Here is a 17,083-nt window from a genome sequence, read left to right as displayed (position 1 = left end):
ACCCTTTCATCATGAGTAATTTGTCACCCCGCACGCCCCGTCCTGTCGACCATCTGGTTTTGCCCACGGCAGATCTGGAAATCGCACGCGTGCGATTGGAACAACTTGGGTTCACGGTCGCGCCTGTAGGGGTACATCCGTTCGGAACCGAAAATGTTTGCGTATTCTTCGGCGATAATAGTTTCCTTGAGTTTTTGGCCATAGGTCAGCGCGAGACATGCGAGGCTGAGGCGATTAAAGGCAATGTGTTTGTCGCGCGGGATCAGGCCTATCGGTTCCGTAACGGGCAGGAAGGTTTTTCTGCACTCGTCATGGGCAGCGAGAACGCAAAAGCTGACCATCAATCTTTCGCAGAGGCAGGGATTTCTGCCGGCAATATTCTGGATTTTTCCCGGCCGTTCATTTTGCCGGATGGCAAAGAGGACCGAGCGGGATTTCGCTTGGCTTTTGCCGCGGACCTGCGCGCGCCCGATATATTCTTCTTTACTTGCGAGCGCATAAACACCCCAAAGGTAGATCGGAGCGCGTTGCAATTACATGCAAATGGTGCTGCCGTTTTGCGGGAAGTGGTTCTTTCTGAGGTCAATCCCACGGATTTCCAGTATCCTTTGCAGGAAGTGATCAATCAGCGGGACGTCAACGCGCATTCATTCGGCATGGATATGGCTGCGGCCAATGCAAATATTACCGTGCTTACGCCATCCGGATTGAAGGCATTCACCGGCATAGAATCATCAACAATGGAGCGCGGTCTGCGCCTGCAAGCTTTCGTGCTTGGCGTTCGTGATCTGGCGGCAGTTGAATCTTTGCTCATCAGCAACAATATTCCAATCGAAAAGCGTGGCTCCCGCCTGATCGTGCACAAGGCACCAGGGCAGGGCGCTGCCATCGCATTTGAGGCCCTCTAATATGTCCCAGAATTCCATCGTTTCCGCTGGCAATGTCGCATTTTCCAATAGCGGCAGACTTTCGCTCATTGCGGGCCCTTGCCAGATGGAAAGCCGCCAGCACGCTTTCGACATGGCAGGCGCATTGAAAGAAATGACCGAAAAGCTTGGCATTGGCCTCGTCTATAAATCCAGCTTTGACAAGGCAAATCGCACGTCGCTCTCCGGCAAGCGCGGCTTTGGCCTTGAAAATTCCTTGCCGGTATTTGCTGATATTAAAAAGGAGCTTGGTCTTCCAACGCTCACCGATGTTCACACGGAAGAGCAATGCGCAATTCTCGGCGAAGTTGTCGATGTTTTGCAGATTCCAGCCTTTCTTTGCCGCCAAACCGATCTTCTGATTGCCGCCGCCAAGACAGGTAAAATCGTGAATATCAAAAAGGGTCAATTTCTTGCGCCTTGGGATATGAAGAATGTCGTGGCCAAAGTGACAGAAAGCGGCAACCCAAATGTGATGGTGACCGAGCGCGGAGCTTCCTTCGGTTACAACACGTTGGTGTCCGACATGCGATCCCTGCCAATTATGGCAAGCTTTGGCGCGCCGGTTATTTTTGATGCGACTCACTCCGTGCAGCAGCCGGGTGGCCAGGGTGGTTCGACTGGCGGTCAGCGCGAATTCGTTGAAACTCTATCGCGCGCGGCAGTGGCCGTTGGTGTGGCGGGTGTCTTTATCGAGACGCATCAGGATCCCGATAACGCCCCGTCAGATGGTCCCAATATGGTGCCGCTGGATCAGATGCCTCGTTTGCTTGAAAAACTGCTGGAATTCGACCGCATAGCAAAAGCTGTTTGACCACGCGCGACATTGTTCCGCAATTAAAGTTGGAGTTTTTTGCAACCATGGGCCAATTCACTCATTAACCCTTCATGCAAAAGCAAGAAGGAGTAGTAAAATGCCAACCAGTTCAGGTCATACAACAGCTATCCGCGCTTCACGTGTTATTGGCACCAATGTCTATAACACTGCCGGCGAAAAGATGGGCGAGATTGAGGATGTCATGCTTGATAAGACATCCGATAAGATAATGTTCGCAGTCGTCGGCTTTGGAGGTTTCTTGGGCATTGGTGAAAAGTACCACGCCATACCTTGGTCACTGCTCGACTATGACAAAAACAATGGCGGTTACACAGTTGGGTTCACCCGCCAGCAGCTGGAACAGGCTCCTGTGAACACAATCGCCGAGCTTACGGAAAATGATGGCCGCAAGGTAAGGGATATGTCGTTCTCTTATTATAAGGTCGATAAGGCGGCTTAACGTCGCTGATCTTCAAAAGAGGCCGCTTTCGAGCGGCCTTTTTTCCGTTTTAATGCACAAATCGACTTGTCAGGGTTTTCCTTGTCATCTTCATTCGCTATTCAGGGGCCAGCTTATGCTGTCCCACGTTTTCAAAAGGAACTCCCATGACTGCGATTGTCGATATTATTGGCCGTGAAATTCTGGATAGTCGCGGTAACCCGACTGTGGAAGTCGATGTCATCCTCGAAGACGGTTCCATGGGCCGCGCTGCTGTACCTTCGGGCGCATCGACTGGCGCACATGAAGCTGTTGAGTTGCGCGACGGCGGAACCCGTTATCTCGGCAAGGGCGTTCAAAAAGCTGTTGACGCAGTGAATGGCGAACTGTTTGACGCGATTGGCGGTCTAGAAGCAGAAAACCAGATCCATATCGATCAGACCATGATTGAACTTGATGGCACGCCGAACAAGAGCCGTCTTGGTGCCAATGCCATTCTCGGCGTTTCGCTCGCTGTTGCCAAGGCCGCCGCTGAGGCATCGGGCCTGCCGCTTTATCGCTACCTCGGCGGTCCAAACGCTCATGTCCTGCCAGTGCCCATGATGAACATCATCAATGGCGGCGCCCATGCCGACAACCCAATCGACTTTCAGGAATTTATGATCCTGCCAGTCGGCGCGTCATCTTTGGCAGAAGCCGTGCGTTATGGTTCGGAAGTGTTTCACACGCTGAAGAAGCGCCTCAAGGATGCGGGCCATAGCACAAATGTCGGCGATGAAGGCGGCTTTGCTCCAGATTTGAAGTCTGCTGAAGAAGCGCTCGATTTCATCATGGAGTCGATTGAAAAAGCTGGATTCAAGCCAGGTGAAGAAATCGCGATCGGTCTTGATTGTGCCGCCACTGAGTTCTTCAAAGGCGGAAACTACGTATACGAAGGCGACAACCAGAGCCGTAACCCGAAGGCGCAAGCTGAATATCTCGCTCAGCTCGTTGGCAATTATCCCATCATAACGGTCGAAGACGGCATGTCGGAAGATGATTGGGAAGGCTGGAAGCACCTCACTGATCTTGTTGGAAAGAAATGCCAGCTCGTCGGCGACGATCTTTTCGTGACCAACTCGGCCCGTCTTCGTGATGGCATCAAGATGGGTGTTGCCAATTCGATCCTCGTCAAGGTCAACCAGATTGGCACATTGTCTGAAACTTTCGATGCTGTGGAAACGGCCCATCGCGCTGGCTATACATCTGTGATGTCGCATCGTTCTGGCGAAACCGAAGATGCAACCATTGCGGATCTTGCAGTTGCTACCAATTGCGGACAGATCAAGACCGGATCGCTGTCACGTTCCGACCGGATCGCGAAGTACAACCAGTTGATCCGTATTGAAGAAGAGCTTGGTCCGCAGGCCAGCTATGCGGGCCGCGGCATTTTTCGCTTCATCTAATATTTGAACCTATCGAATCTAAATGGCGGGCTCAGGTCCGCCATTTTTTTGGGCGGATTAGAGCCCGCTGCCGCATGTTTCCTGATACGCATCAGTTTGAAGCTCATGAATGCTCAAGGCGATCTGAATGCCAAGCGCACCGCAAATAATCAGGCTGGATGCGGCTATCAGGATTCTCAATGCTGGCGACTTCGGAAATGCGGATATCGCGAAAATGCCAATACCCAGTGCATAGACAACAAGAGCCGCCAGCGCGAAAACGAGAACCCCAAATGGCCCGTCACAATCCACACCGGATTGCCCCATCGCCGTGTACTCATTTGGTGTTGTTATTAGTGCTATTATGGCGAGTGGAACTGCCAGTACCGGCAAAGCAATTGCGCTGATGTTTCGAATGCTCATACCGGCGCCATTAGATGTTTGTCAAAAGATGCCCGGACTTCGTAACATGGTTTTGAGGTGGCTGGTAATCGCCTGTTAAGCAAAACACTGTTTTATGAGTGTGTGACAAATCAGGCCATCGTGACCTGATTCCGTAGCGATCCGGATAAGACAATGTGGACAAAACAGAGACGTAAAACCAGGCGGGGGCGCTTAATTGTTCCGCTGCTCGCCACCCTGTTTTTCGCCTATTTCGGCTTCCATGCCTATCACGGCGAATATGGTCTTTATTCCACCATTAAACTGCAGGAGCGAACCCAGCTGCTTCAGGCTCAGCTTGCTGCTGTCGTCGAGAATCGCAAGGAGCTTGAACGACAGGTTAAACTTATGCATGATGGGACAATTGAGAAGGATATGCTGGACGAGCAAGCTCGCAAAGCACTGAACGTTTCCCGTCCGGATGAGGTCACGATAATGCGTGGTTCCGGAGATTTAGCTATTAACTGATATCCGGTTAATAGCTATTTTGTTGTGTATTTTGAACGTCTTATTTGCATAGCACTTATTCGATTCTGCGTATTGTAAGTTCTGTCTCTGCTGCTATTCTCTTGCGACCAAGTCACAGGGAGTGAGATATGGCCACGAGGGCGAAAAAAAGCCCTGCGCGTTCCGCGCAGACTTCTGCTGCTAAAGCACCAAAACCAATCGAATTCACCAAAGAGCAAGAGCTGGAAGCCTACCGGCAGATGTTGTTGATCCGCCGCTTCGAAGAGAAGGCTGGTCAACTCTATGGCATGGGCTTTATCGGCGGCTTCTGTCACCTTTATATCGGACAGGAAGCGGTCGTCACAGGCATGCAAATGTCGCTCAAGGAAGGTGACCAGAATATCACCGGCTATCGTGACCATGGTCACATGCTCGCTTGCGGCATGAGTCCGCGGGGCGTGATGGCTGAACTGACTGGACGACGAGGCGGTCTTTCGAAGGGCAAGGGCGGCTCGATGCATATGTTCTCCAAGGAGAAGCATTTCTACGGCGGTCACGGTATCGTTGGTGCACAGGTTTCGCTCGGTACAGGTCTGGCATTCGCCAATCGCTACCGCGACAATGGCAATGTCTCGCTTGCCTATTTCGGCGACGGCGCCGCCAATCAGGGCCAGGTTTATGAAAGCTTCAACATGGCATCGCTATGGAAGCTTCCTGTCGTCTACATCATTGAAAACAATCGCTATGCGATGGGCACCTCGGTTTCTCGTGCATCTGCCGAAACTGACTTCTCCAAGCGTGGTCTCTCGTTCAATATTCCCGGTATTCAGGTTGATGGTATGGATGTTCGTGCCGTTAACGCTGCGGGCGAGGAAGCAACAGCCTGGGCCCGTTCCGGCAAAGGCCCGATGATCCTTGAGATGCAGACATACCGGTATCGTGGTCACTCCATGTCGGATCCGGCCAAATACCGTTCGAAGGACGAAGTGCAGAAGATGCGCTCCGATCATGACCCAATTGAGCAGGTGAAGAACCGATTGATCGAAAAAGGATGGTCCACAGAGGACGATCTGAAGAAGATCGATAAGGACGTTCGCGATATCGTTGCAGATGCAGCTGATTTTGCGCAGTCCGATCCGGAGCCGGATGCATCCGAGCTCTACACCGACATTTTGCTCTAAGGGAGGCGCGATCATGCCTGTAGATATTTTGATGCCAGCACTCTCGCCAACTATGGAAGAGGGCAAGCTGTCCAAATGGCTGAAGAAAGAAGGCGATAAGGTCACGTCCGGTGACATTCTCGCCGAAATCGAAACCGACAAGGCGACGATGGAGGTCGAAGCTGTTGACGAAGGTACAATCGGCAAGATTCTTGTCGCCGAAGGTACTGACGGTGTAAAGGTGAACACCGTGATCGCCGTGCTGCTTGGTGATGGTGAAAGCGCTGATGATGCCGCAGCGCCCAAGGCAGATGCTTCCGCCAAGGCAGAAGCTGCGCCAGCACAGGCTGAGCCGGAAGCTCCCAAGCAAGAGACTGCTCCTGAAAAGACCAGCGTTCCTGCTGCGCCGAAAACTGAAGTTGCCGCTGATCCCGATATTCCGGCAGGCACCGAAATGGTTTCGACGACCGTTCGTGAAGCTTTGCGCGATGCGATGGCTGAAGAAATGCGCCGCGACGACTCGGTGTTTGTCATGGGCGAGGAAGTCGCTGAATATCAGGGTGCCTATAAGATCACTCAAGGCCTGCTTGATGAATTTGGTCCGCGCCGCGTTGTCGATACGCCAATCACGGAGCATGGCTTTGCCGGTGTTGGCGTCGGCGCTGCGATGACCGGCCTTCGTCCAATCGTTGAATTCATGACATTCAACTTTGCCATGCAGGCAATCGACCAGATACTCAACTCTGCTGCCAAGACGCTCTATATGTCTGGTGGTCAGATGGGTGCGCCGATGGTTTTCCGTGGCCCAAGCGGTGCAGCCTCACGCGTGGCAGCCCAGCATTCGCAATGTTACGCTGCATGGTATAGCCACATTCCCGGTCTGAAGGTCGTTATGCCTTATTCGGCTGCCGATGCAAAAGGCCTGCTCAAGGCTGCAATCCGCGATCCTAATCCGGTGATCTTCCTTGAGAACGAAATCCTCTACGGTCATTCCTTCGACGTGCCGAAGCTTGATGATTTCGTACTGCCAATCGGCAAGGCCCGTATCCACAAGAAGGGTAAGGACGTTACGCTCGTCTCGTTTGGCATCGGCATGAACTATACGGTGAAGGCTGAAGTCGAGCTTGCCAAGATGGGTATTGATGCGGAAATCATTGATCTGCGCACAATCCGCCCAATGGATATTCCAACAGTGGTTGAATCTGTGAAGAAGACAGGTCGCCTTGTGACCATTGAGGAGGGCTATCCGCAGTCTTCAGTTGGTACGGAAATTGCCACCCGCGTTATGCAGCAGGCCTTTGATTATCTAGATGCTCCAATCCTGACGATTGCGGGCAAGGATGTTCCAATGCCTTATGCTGCCAATCTGGAAAAGCTGGCGCTGCCAAACATTCAGGAAATTATCGACGCCGTCAAAGCTGTGACCTACACAGCATAAGGGGAGGAAACCGATATGCCGATCAATATCACCATGCCGGCGCTTTCTCCTACGATGGAAGAGGGCAACCTTGCCAAATGGCTCGTCAAAGAAGGCGATAAGGTTGGTCCCGGCGATGTTATTGCCGAGATCGAAACCGATAAGGCAACAATGGAAGTTGAAGCCGTTGACGAAGGTACCGTTGCCAAAATCGTCGTTCCGGCAGGCACTGAAGGCGTCAAGGTCAATGCCTTGATTGCTATTCTTGCGGCTGATGGCGAGGATGTTGGCGCTGCTGCCCAAGGCGGTGGCGATGCTGCTCCTGCCAAAGCAGAAGCAAAAGAAGAGAAGAAGGCTGAGCCAGCCGCAGAAGCCCCCAAAGCCGATGCACCCAAATCAGAACCGGCCAAGGCAGAAGCGCCAAAGCAGGAAGCACCTGCTGCTGATGCCAAGGCGGGCGATCGTCCATTTTCATCGCCGCTTGCGCGCCGCATAGCCAAGGATGCAGGGATTGATCTTGTCGCGGTTACGGGCACTGGACCGCATGGCCGCGTTATAAAGAAAGACGTTGAAGCCGCTATTGCCGGAGGCGGTGCCAAATCGGCTGCGCCTGCCGCTGCAGCGCCAGCTACTGCTGCATCCGCGCCCAAGCCGATGTCTGATGACGCTGTGCTTAAGCTGTTTGCCGAAGGCTCTTACGAGCTTGTACCGCATGACGGCATGCGTAAAACAATCGCCAAGCGTCTTCTCGAGGCAAAATCGACGGTTCCTCACTTCTACCTAACTGTCGATTGCGAGTTGGATGCCCTTCTGGCCCTACGCCAGCAGATCAATCTTGCTGCACCAATGCGCAAGACCGACAAGGGCGATGTTCCGGTCTACAAGCTCTCGGTCAATGATTTCATCATCAAGGCGATGGCTTTGGCCTTGCGCGATGTACCGGAAGCCAATGTTTCCTGGACCGAAAGCAATATGGTCAAGCACAAGCATTCCGATGTGGGTGTGGCTGTCTCCATCCCCGGTGGATTGATCACACCAATCATCCGCAAGGCAGAAGAGAAAACCCTGTCGGCAATTTCCAACGAAATGAAAGACTTGGCCAAGCGCGCGCGTGATCGCAAGCTGAAGCCCGAGGAATATCAGGGCGGCACGACAGCAGTCTCCAACCTCGGCATGTTCGGCGTGAAGGATTTTGCGGCGATCATCAACCCTCCACATGCCACCATCCTTGCCATTGGGGCAGGCGAAGAACGTGCTGTGGTGAAAAAAGGCGAGATCAAGGTTGCTACGGTAATGTCCGTTACGCTTTCAACCGATCATCGTGCGGTTGACGGGGCCCTTGGGGCAGAACTCGCTCAGGCTTTCAAGCGGCACATTGAAAACCCGATGGGTATGCTGGTCTGAGAAAAGATATGAAAACAGTCCTCTGCTATGGCGACTCACTGACCTGGGGATATATCCCGGGAGGATCGGGTCGCCATGCACTGGCTGATCGTTGGCCAAATGCGCTTCAGGCAGAGCTTGGAGCGGGCGTCAATGTCGTCGCGGACGGTTTGAACGGTCGCACGACTGCCTATGATGATCATCTGTCAGGATTTCAAAGGAATGGTGCCAAGACACTGACCACCGTTCTTGGCACCCATTTCCCTCTCGATCTGATCATTATCATGCTTGGCACAAATGATATGAAAGCATTTATCTGCGGCAATGCGCAGGGTGCAAAACGAGGCATGCAGCGGCTGATTGAGATCGTCCGCACAGCGCCATACCAGTTCAATGCCCAGCCACCGCAGATACTTGTCATGTCGCCGCCCGCATTGGGCGAAACGGAAGGGCCGGAATTCCGGCTGACCTTCGAGCAGGGCATTGAGCAGTCGCGCTTGCTTGCTGCGTTTTATCGTGATGCCGCAGATATTGCCGGTTGCGCTTTCTTTGATGCCGGATCCGTTGTGAAAACATCACCGCTTGATGGCGTACATCTTGATGCAGAAAATACCCGGGCAATCGGCAAGGCCGTTGCACCCATCGTTCGAGACATACTCGATCTTTAATTCAGGAGGATAATGGTCTTGGCCAATAATTACGACGTGATCATCATTGGTTCTGGCCCTGGCGGCTATGTGACCGCAATTCGTTCCGCGCAGCTTGGCCTTAAGACCGCTATTGTCGAGCGGGAGCATCTGGGCGGCATATGTCTCAACTGGGGCTGCATACCGACCAAAGCATTGCTGCGTTCAGCGGAGATTTTCCATTACGGCCAGCACGCCAAGGACTACGGTCTTACTATTGAAGGCAAGATTTCCGCCGATATCAAGGCTGTTGTGCAGCGTTCGCGCGGCGTCTCTGCCCGCCTGAATGCCGGCATCGGCTTCCTGATGAAGAAGAACAAGGTCGATGTGATCTGGGGCGAAGCAAAGCTTTCAAAGCCTGGTGAGATCGTCGTCACAAAGACTTCAAAGAAGCCCATGGAGCCCCAAAATCCGGTTCCGAAGAACGCGCAGGGCGAGGGCACTTATACTGCCAAGCATATTATTCTCGCCACCGGCGCGCGCCCTCGTGCGCTGCCAGGTATCGAACCGGATGGCAAGTTGATCTGGACATATTTCGAAGCCATGATCCCGCCGGAAATGCCTAAGTCCCTTGTAGTCATGGGCTCGGGTGCGATTGGTATCGAATTCGCATCATTCTATCGCACCATGGGTGCGGAAGTCACAGTCGTCGAGCTTCTGCCAAATGTCATGCCTGTGGAAGACGCGGAAATATCCGCCATTGCCCGCAAGCAATTCGAAAAGCAGGGTATGAAGATCATCACGGAGGCCAAGGTAACCAAGGTTGAGAAAGCGGCAAATTCCATCACAGCCCATGTCGAAACCAAGGATGGCAAGGTTGAGAAAATTACTGCCGACCGTTTGATTTCAGCTGTGGGCGTTCAAGGCAATATCGAAAATCTTGGGCTTGAAGCGCTCGGCGTGAAGACAGATCGCGGCTGTGTGGTCATTGATGGTTATGGCAGGACCAATGTTCCGGGCATTTATGCCATTGGGGATGTGGCTGGCCCCCCCATGCTGGCGCACAAGGCCGAGCATGAGGGCGTTATCTGCGTTGAGAAGATAGCAAATGTCCCCGGGGTGCATCCAATGGAAAAAGACAAGATTCCTGGCTGCACTTATTGCCACCCGCAGGTCGCGTCTGTCGGTCTGACCGAAGCCAAGGCCAAGGAAGGCGGCCGTGAAATCCGCGTGGGCCGGTTCCAGTTTGCTGCAAATGGCAAGGCCATTGCTCTTGGTGAGGATCAGGGTTTGGTAAAGACCATCTTTGACAAGAAGACCGGCCAGCTGATCGGCGCTCATATGGTTGGTGCAGAAGTGACTGAACTGATACAGGGCTTTGTCGTTGCCATGAATCTGGAGACGACGGAAGAAGAACTCATGCATACGGTATTCCCGCATCCAACCTTGTCGGAAATGATGAAGGAAAGTGTGCTGGATGCTTATGGGCGCGTGCTTAACGCCTGATAGTTGAGGCGACAGGAAAGGAACCGAAGCTGGTAGTCATCAAAGACAGCAGGCCGTGGATCAGCTTTTCATGGTTGATCCTAAAATGGTCGACCCTGATCGGCATCGTGCTGGGGTTTGTGCCTGCTGCCTTGAGTCTGGTTTCAGGCAACACCATATCAGTCAACGGTTTGGCAATTACTGGCTGGACCGGAGTTTGGATGGTAACTTTTGCCTTTGGCTTGGGCGGGTTTCTTTTCGGTGCTATATGGGCCTTGGTATTTCGCGCCATTGCCATGGCGTCTGGACGCTAAAAAAGGGAACGAAGAGATGGATCAGCCAGTCGGAATAATGGGTATGCCCGAAGTCGGTTTCTTCGGCATGCTGCTTATCGGCTTCCTTGCTGGCTATATTGCCGAGAAGGCGATGAGCCGCAATCATGGGCTTTTCACCAATATTTTGGTTGGCATCGCCGGTTCCTTTGTTGGCGGGACGCTGGCAGGTCTGGTGAATTTCAATTTCTATGGATTCTTTGGAAATCTGATCGTTGCGACAGTTGGCGCAATTCTCATCCTGTGGGTCTTTGGTAAAGCCAAAGCCGCAAATTAGGATATTCTAATGGTAACGGTACTCGACACCATCGATCAAAAAAGGCGCTTGCGCCATCCGGAAAAAGCTAACCGTCCGGACACGGAGCTTCTCAAGAAGCCTGATTGGATACGTGTAAAAGCGCCCGTATCGAAGGGATACTCCGAAACCCGCGATATTGTGCGTTCCCATAACCTTGTCACGGTTTGTGAAGAGGCCGGCTGTCCGAATATTGGTGAATGCTGGGATAAGAAGCACGCGACCTTCATGATCATGGGCGAGATCTGCACGCGTGCCTGTGCATTCTGTAATGTCGCAACTGGCCTGCCGAAGGCGCTGGACCCTGAAGAGCCGGAGAATGTTGGCAAAGCAGTCCTGAAAATGGGTCTGCAACACGTCGTGATTACATCTGTTGATCGTGATGATCTGGCCGATGGCGGGGCGCAGCATTTTGCCGATGTCATCCTGGCCATTCGCCGCATTTCTCCCGGCACGACCATTGAAATTCTGACCCCCGACTTCCTGCGCAAGCCCGGCGCACTGGAAATCGTTGTTGCTGCCCGTCCAGACGTCTTCAACCATAATCTTGAAACTGTGCCTTCGAATTATCTGAAGGTTCGTCCGGGTGCGCGATATTTCCATTCCATAAGGTTGTTGCAGCGCGTCAAGGAAATCGATCCCACCATCTTCACTAAATCCGGCATCATGGTTGGGTTGGGCGAAGAGCGGAACGAAGTTTTGCAACTTATGGATGATCTTCGCTCTGCGGATGTGGATTTCATGACGATTGGCCAATATCTCCAACCAACGCGCAAACATCACGCTGTGCTCAACTATGTCACGCCTGACGAGTTCAAGTCTTACGCCACTATCGCCAAGACCAAGGGCTTTCTTGTTGTTGCCTCGAGCCCGCTCACACGTTCCTCGCACCATGCGGGCGAAGATTTTGCCAGATTGAAAGCTGCGCGCGAGGCGCTGCACGCAAGCCGCGCCTGACAAATGCCGAAGTTTGACACGACTCGACCTGTCGCCCACCGCGCAGAGCAGATGTTCGACCTTGTTGCCGATGTGGAAAGCTACCCGCAGTTTTTGCCGATGTGCGAGAGCTTGAAAGTACGCTCGCGCAAGGAACGGGACGGCAAGGTGCTGCTGATTGCGGATATGACAGTCGGCTACAAGCTTATCCGTGAAACCTTCACCAGTCAGGTTTTGCTGAAGCGCGAAGAAAACATCATCGAAACCAAATATATTGATGGTCCATTCCGCTATCTCGATAATCGCTGGCAGTTCGTTCCGGATGCAAATCCTGAGCGATCGACAGTGAAATTCTATATCGATTATGAGTTCAAAAGCCGTACGCTCGGATTTCTGATGGGCTCGATGTTCGATATTGCGTTCCGAAAGTTTACCGAGGCGTTTGAAAAGCGTGCGGATGCCATTTACGGTGTCGACGGCAAATCGCCAATTGCTTGAGAAGAGTTTGCCCGTGCAGGACGAAAACACCGAATATCAGCTTTGTGTCGAAACGCCATCCGTGGATGACTATCTTCGTCTTCGAATAATCTCGGGGTTAAGTCCGAAGGGCAGGGAAGCTGCCGAAATCGGACTACCGAACACCATTCACGCCGCGATCATTCGATATCAAGGCCAAGCAGTTGGAATGGGCCGGATTGTCGGCGACAAAGGCTGTTTCTATCAGGTCGTTGATATTGCAGTCGATCCGGAGCACCAGGGCAAGGGGCTAGGCAAGATCATCGTGGAAAATCTGGTGGACTATGTGCAAAACAATGCACCGGATGGTGCCTATTGCAGTTTGATTGCCGATGGTCCCGCTAAATATCTCTACGAAAAATTTGGTTTCGAGCCGGTCACTCCCAAATCGATTGGTATGGCGCTGAGGGTCAAGCGGACTTAGTTTCAAGTGCCGAAAGTGCCATATCTAGCGCAGTATTGACCGCGGCCATGCGAATTGAGGCCCGTCCCTTATCTTCAAACAGGTGGTGTGCGGCAACGGGCTCCTGACCCTTCAGTGCCAGTCCAAACCACACAAGTCCGACCGGCTTTTCCTTCGACCCGCCGCCGGGTCCCGCAATGCCGGTGACAGAAAGCGCAATTGCTGCGCGGGAGTGGGCAAGCGCACCCGTGGCCATTGCCAACGCCACTTCCTTTGAGACAGCGCCGTATTTCTCGATCATTTCCATAGGAACGCCCAGCATGTCATGTTTGGCTTCGTTAGAGTAGGTAACGAAGCCTCTGTCGACAACATCGGAAGAGCCGCCAATATCTGTCAGCGAAGCGGCAATTAGTCCGCCAGTGCAGGATTCGGCGGTAACCAGCAGGATACCCTCACGCCGGCACGCTTCAAGCAATGCTATTGCCTTGGTTTCTGCAATAAGTGTGCTCATTCAGGTAGTCCGCCAGGATATATGACCGAGGCAGTTGCTATTGCGGCTATCCCTTCCTCGCGTCCGATAAAACCGAGTTTTTCATTTGTCGTCGCTTTTATAGAGATACGATCCGGCGTAATGCCCAGCATTTTTGCCAAAGCTGCGGTCATAGCTTCGCGGTGGGGCCCAACCTTGGGTGCCTCGCAGATTAAGGTAATATCCGCATTGGCGATCCTTCCGCCAGCCTCTTTCACAATCTTCACTGCATGTTCAACGAAGATGTGGGAAGCGGCGCCCTTCCACTGGGGATCAGAGGGCGGGAAGTGCGTCCCGATATCTCCGGCGCCGCGCGTCGCCAGCAGGGCATCAGTTAGGGCATGCAGGGCGACATCAGCATCTGAATGCCCCGAAAGCTTCCTATCGTGCGGGATGAACACGCCAGCCAACCAGACACCATCGCCCGGTTCGAATGCATGAACGTCATATCCATTGCCGGTGCGCACGTCCGGGAAGGAGAATTGCTTTTGCGACAGACGATCATCGGCCATTTCAATATCCTTTGCCCAGGTGAGCTTTGTATTATCAGCGGACCCTTCGACTATGCGCACGGGCAGACTGTGCCATTCGGCGATGGCGGAATCATCTGTAAAGTCAGAGCGTCCGGCGGCATAAGCTGCATTATGGGCATCAAGAATGGGCTGGTAGGGGAAAGCTTGAGGGGTTTGCGCTGCATATAGGCCTGCACGAGGAACCGTTGCACTCACCATTGCATCGGGGCCAGCAGCCTTCAATGTATCGGACACCGCCAGTACCGGCAGGACACCGATATGAGGAGTAAGATTAAAGATAACACGCTCGAGCAAATCTGCAGCTATGAAAGGCCGCACGCCATCGTGAATGAGTACGTGATCGATTCCCGCATTGTTCAAAGCCAATAAGCCAAGACGGGTTGATTCCTGCCGCGTTGGTCCGCCGGTAACAGCCTTCACTTTATCGGCGACATCGCCCAGCGCCTGGGCAAACAGTGCGCCATCCTCTTTGTGAATGACCACGACAATTTGATCGATCATGGGACAGCCAAGAAAAGCCCGAACCGTATGCATCAGCACGGCTTCGCCGCCGATCCTGCGATATTGCTTGGGACCTTCGACGCTTTGGCCAGCGCGTTCGCCGCGTCCTGCTGCCACGATGACAGCAGCTACTCGCAGTTTATTGTCGTCAGTCTTGGCAGGCACAATTCTCTCCGATCAATCAATCTGCGTTACCCTTTGCCAAACCGAAAGGCTAGAGGCCTTAGTTATTAAAGGTCGAAAACTGATCAGAGAAAGGCGTGGATTGCCTTGCGAAGCAGCATGATCCTGTCTAAAGGTTAGGCTATTATAAAATTGCATACGAAACAGGCAGACGTGGTGATCGATTTAAAGCAACCATTGACCGTAGGCGGCGTCAAATTGCGCAATCGCGTATTTCTGGCGCCGATGTCCGGCGTATCGGATTTGCCGTTCCGCCAGCTTGCGTGGCAGGCTGGCGCGGGAATGGTCGTATCCGAAATGGTCGCGAGTGCGGAGCTTTGCACGCGGGAGCGTGGAAATCTGCTGCGGCTGAAGGGCGATGGATTAGGCACCCATGTCGTGCAGATTGCTGGTCGTGAAACCAGATGGATGTCGGAGGCCGCTCGTATTGCCGAGGGTGAAGGCGCCCATATCGTGGACATCAATATGGGCTGTCCTGCAAAAAAAGTAACTGGAGGCCTGTCCGGATCTGCGCTTATGCGTGACCTTGATCACGCTTTGACGCTGATTGAGGCAACCATCAATGCCGTCAAAGTGCCCGTAACGTTGAAAATGCGTCTAGGCTGGGACGATAATAGCATCAATGCGCCGGAACTTGCATCCAGAGCGCAGCAGGCGGGTGTACAGATGATAACGGTGCATGGGCGCACACGCTGCCAGTTTTATGAAGGCAAGGCGGATTGGCGGGCGATTCATGCGGTGCGTGATGTTATCTCCATACCGCTTGTTGCCAATGGCGACGTTCTGACCCGTGATGATGCTATTGCGATCCTGAGAGATTCTGGAGCCGACGCTGTCATGGTGGGGCGGGGATCATATGGGCAACCGTGGTTGCCGGGCTGGATTGCTGGCGATAGCAGCACGACGGGCCCCGAGACGGTGGCTGACTATGCGATTGCCCATTACGAAGCAATGCTGGCGCATTATGGATCAACGACAGGTATCCGCCATGCGCGCAAACATCTTGGCTGGTATCTCGATTTGCACGGGGTTGATATCGGCCCTGCCACGCGCGGTTCCATCATGACGGAAACCAATCCACTCCTTGTGGCAAAACGTTTGCACGATGCTTTGAGCCGCCCGCAGACAGATTTGAAGAAAGTGGCTTGATGACGGTACCTGAAAATACGCTTGCGAGCATGGTTCTCAATTCACTGCGCCATCCCGTGATAATGCTGGATGAAGCGGGTTATATCTCCTACGCCAATGCGGATGCGGAAGCTTTTTTTCGTTCAAGCGCCACAATCTTGAGCCGCAATACACTTGATATGCTGCTGCCCTTTGGCAGCCCTCTATTGGCTCTTGTTAAACAGGTGCGCGAGAGCCCATCGCCGGTAAATGAATATCGCGTGGATGTCTCATCGCCGCGCCTTGGCCAAGACCGGATCGTCGATCTTTACGTGACGCCGGTGAGCGAGTCTCCGGGGTCCATCGTTATCCTGTTCAAGGAACGTTCCATGGCGGAAAAGCTTGACCGCCAGATGACGCATAGGGGCGCTGCGCGTTCGGTTACGGGCCTTGCCTCGATGCTCGCACATGAGATCAAGAATCCTCTGTCAGGCATACGCGGTGCAGCCCAGCTGCTGGAAACCGGTCTTAATGACGATGACAGAGCTTTGACGCGGCTGATAACCGACGAAACTGACCGTATTGTATCGCTTGTAGATCGCATGGAAGTGTTTTCGGATGAGCGACCGATTGAACGGGAAGCAGTCAATATCCACGTGGTTCTGGATCACGTCAAAGCTATCGCCAGAAACGGTTTCGCCAGCCACATAAAGTTTCATGAGGATTATGATCCCTCGCTGCCCTATGTTTTCGCCAATCGCGATCAACTTGTGCAGATATTTCTCAATCTCGTAAAAAATGCAGCCGAATCCATAGGCGCAAACGAGCCCGGTGAAATCACACTCTCCACGGCATTTCGCCCCGGAATCAGGCTGTCGGTACCGGGGATGCGCAACCGCGTTTCGCTCCCGCTTGAATTTTGCGTTTCCGACACCGGCGCTGGCGTTTCACCCGATATCATGCCGCATTTGTTTGATCCGTTTGTCACGACAAAACCCAACGGTTCTGGCCTTGGGCTTGCACTTGTAGCGAAGATCGTTGGTGACCATGGCGGTGTCATTGAATGCGATTCATTTCCCCGCAAGACAACATTCCGGATTTTGATGCCTGCTTGGCAAAACGGTCCGCTTGACGATGACCACGCAGATGACAATCCATACCCCACTAAGACAGGATTCTGATA

Annotated in this window: 19 protein-coding genes; 16 read left to right on the top strand and 3 right to left on the bottom strand. The window is 53.2% G+C overall.

Annotation, left to right across the window (positions count from 1 at the left end; all coding sequences use genetic code 11):
* The first annotated feature begins 11 nt into the window (after positions 1-11).
* The 4 genes from AC6CHM_RS03425 (at position 12) to eno (ending at position 3,627) form a co-directional block, all read left to right on the top strand.
* Complete coding sequence (locus tag AC6CHM_RS03425) at positions 12-908, top strand: VOC family protein (protein WP_336440080.1); 897 nt, start codon at positions 12-14, stop codon at positions 906-908.
* 1 nt (position 909) lies between these two features.
* Positions 910-1,740 (top strand): 3-deoxy-8-phosphooctulonate synthase, encoded by an 831-nt coding sequence (kdsA, locus tag AC6CHM_RS03420; RefSeq protein ID WP_498171989.1) that lies wholly within the window; start codon positions 910-912, stop codon positions 1,738-1,740.
* 100 nt (positions 1,741-1,840) lie between these two features.
* Positions 1,841-2,203, top strand: a complete 363-nt coding sequence (locus tag AC6CHM_RS03415) for a PRC-barrel domain-containing protein (protein ID WP_115053042.1) — start codon at positions 1,841-1,843, stop codon at positions 2,201-2,203.
* A gap of 146 nt (positions 2,204-2,349) precedes the next feature.
* Positions 2,350-3,627, top strand: a complete 1,278-nt coding sequence (eno, locus tag AC6CHM_RS03410) for a phosphopyruvate hydratase (protein WP_498171987.1) — start codon at positions 2,350-2,352, stop codon at positions 3,625-3,627.
* Positions 3,628-3,684: 57 nt separating this feature from the next.
* On the opposite strand, the gene AC6CHM_RS03405 is transcribed toward eno, so the two are convergent.
* Complete coding sequence (locus tag AC6CHM_RS03405; RefSeq protein ID WP_498171985.1) at positions 3,685-4,029, bottom strand: hypothetical protein; 345 nt, start codon at positions 4,027-4,029, stop codon at positions 3,685-3,687.
* A gap of 153 nt (positions 4,030-4,182) precedes the next feature.
* Here AC6CHM_RS03405 and AC6CHM_RS03400 point away from each other — a divergent pair, with 153 nt between their 5' ends.
* The 10 genes from AC6CHM_RS03400 to AC6CHM_RS03355 all read left to right on the top strand — a co-directional run bounded on the left by AC6CHM_RS03400 (position 4,183) and on the right by AC6CHM_RS03355 (position 13,068).
* A complete protein-coding gene (locus AC6CHM_RS03400) occupies positions 4,183-4,515 on the top strand; it encodes an FtsB family cell division protein (RefSeq protein ID WP_115053045.1) in 333 nt (110 codons plus the stop codon).
* A gap of 128 nt (positions 4,516-4,643) precedes the next feature.
* Positions 4,644-5,675: a pyruvate dehydrogenase (acetyl-transferring) E1 component subunit alpha gene (gene pdhA, locus AC6CHM_RS03395; protein ID WP_115053046.1), complete on the top strand. Its 1,032-nt coding sequence runs from the start codon at positions 4,644-4,646 to the stop codon at positions 5,673-5,675.
* Between the two features lie 13 nt (positions 5,676-5,688).
* Positions 5,689-7,092: a pyruvate dehydrogenase complex E1 component subunit beta gene (locus AC6CHM_RS03390; protein ID WP_115053047.1), complete on the top strand. Its 1,404-nt coding sequence runs from the start codon at positions 5,689-5,691 to the stop codon at positions 7,090-7,092.
* A 15-nt stretch (positions 7,093-7,107) separates the two neighbouring features.
* On the top strand, positions 7,108-8,475 hold the full coding sequence (locus AC6CHM_RS03385) for a pyruvate dehydrogenase complex dihydrolipoamide acetyltransferase (RefSeq protein WP_498171983.1): 1,368 nt from the start codon (positions 7,108-7,110) through the stop codon (positions 8,473-8,475).
* 8 nt (positions 8,476-8,483) lie between these two features.
* On the top strand, positions 8,484-9,122 hold the full coding sequence (locus AC6CHM_RS03380; protein WP_336440084.1) for an SGNH/GDSL hydrolase family protein: 639 nt from the start codon (positions 8,484-8,486) through the stop codon (positions 9,120-9,122).
* 18 nt (positions 9,123-9,140) lie between these two features.
* Positions 9,141-10,586 carry a dihydrolipoyl dehydrogenase gene (gene lpdA / locus AC6CHM_RS03375; RefSeq protein ID WP_115053300.1) on the top strand — a complete coding sequence of 482 codons (1,446 nt, stop codon included), beginning with the start codon at positions 9,141-9,143 and terminating at the stop codon, positions 10,584-10,586.
* 309 nt (positions 10,587-10,895) lie between these two features.
* Positions 10,896-11,174 carry a GlsB/YeaQ/YmgE family stress response membrane protein gene (locus AC6CHM_RS03370; RefSeq protein ID WP_115053050.1) on the top strand — a complete coding sequence of 93 codons (279 nt, stop codon included), beginning with the start codon at positions 10,896-10,898 and terminating at the stop codon, positions 11,172-11,174.
* Between the two features lie 9 nt (positions 11,175-11,183).
* Positions 11,184-12,149, top strand: coding sequence for a lipoyl synthase (lipA, locus tag AC6CHM_RS03365; RefSeq protein WP_115053051.1), 966 nt, complete (start codon positions 11,184-11,186; stop codon positions 12,147-12,149).
* A 3-nt stretch (positions 12,150-12,152) separates the two neighbouring features.
* On the top strand, positions 12,153-12,626 hold the full coding sequence (locus tag AC6CHM_RS03360; RefSeq protein WP_115053052.1) for a type II toxin-antitoxin system RatA family toxin: 474 nt from the start codon (positions 12,153-12,155) through the stop codon (positions 12,624-12,626).
* Positions 12,627-12,639: 13 nt separating this feature from the next.
* Positions 12,640-13,068 carry a GNAT family N-acetyltransferase gene (locus AC6CHM_RS03355; protein ID WP_115053302.1) on the top strand — a complete coding sequence of 143 codons (429 nt, stop codon included), beginning with the start codon at positions 12,640-12,642 and terminating at the stop codon, positions 13,066-13,068.
* Here AC6CHM_RS03355 and AC6CHM_RS03350 read toward each other — a convergent pair.
* On the bottom strand, positions 13,055-13,558 hold the full coding sequence (locus tag AC6CHM_RS03350) for a CinA family protein (protein WP_115053053.1): 504 nt from the start codon (positions 13,556-13,558) through the stop codon (positions 13,055-13,057). The two genes, AC6CHM_RS03355 and AC6CHM_RS03350, sit on opposite strands and share 14 nt — an antisense overlap.
* Positions 13,555-14,775: a bifunctional 2-C-methyl-D-erythritol 4-phosphate cytidylyltransferase/2-C-methyl-D-erythritol 2,4-cyclodiphosphate synthase gene (locus AC6CHM_RS03345; protein WP_498171981.1), complete on the bottom strand. Its 1,221-nt coding sequence runs from the start codon at positions 14,773-14,775 to the stop codon at positions 13,555-13,557. The genes AC6CHM_RS03350 and AC6CHM_RS03345 overlap by 4 nt, the downstream gene beginning before the upstream one ends.
* Before the next feature lie 174 nt (positions 14,776-14,949).
* Between AC6CHM_RS03345 and dusB the strand changes: the two genes are divergently transcribed.
* Together dusB and AC6CHM_RS03335 are read left to right on the top strand one after the other, a co-directional pair.
* Positions 14,950-15,942, top strand: coding sequence for a tRNA dihydrouridine synthase DusB (dusB, locus tag AC6CHM_RS03340; protein ID WP_498171979.1), 993 nt, complete (start codon positions 14,950-14,952; stop codon positions 15,940-15,942).
* On the top strand, positions 15,942-17,081 hold the full coding sequence (locus tag AC6CHM_RS03335; RefSeq protein WP_115053055.1) for a two-component system sensor histidine kinase NtrB: 1,140 nt from the start codon (positions 15,942-15,944) through the stop codon (positions 17,079-17,081). Before dusB ends, AC6CHM_RS03335 begins: the two co-directional genes overlap by 1 nt.
* Positions 17,082-17,083: the final 2 nt, after the last annotated feature.

Source organism: Phyllobacterium sp. GQ127 (genome assembly GCF_059758635.1).
Note: the sequence above shows the minus strand (reverse complement) of the source record. Positions and strands in the feature narration are given on the sequence as shown.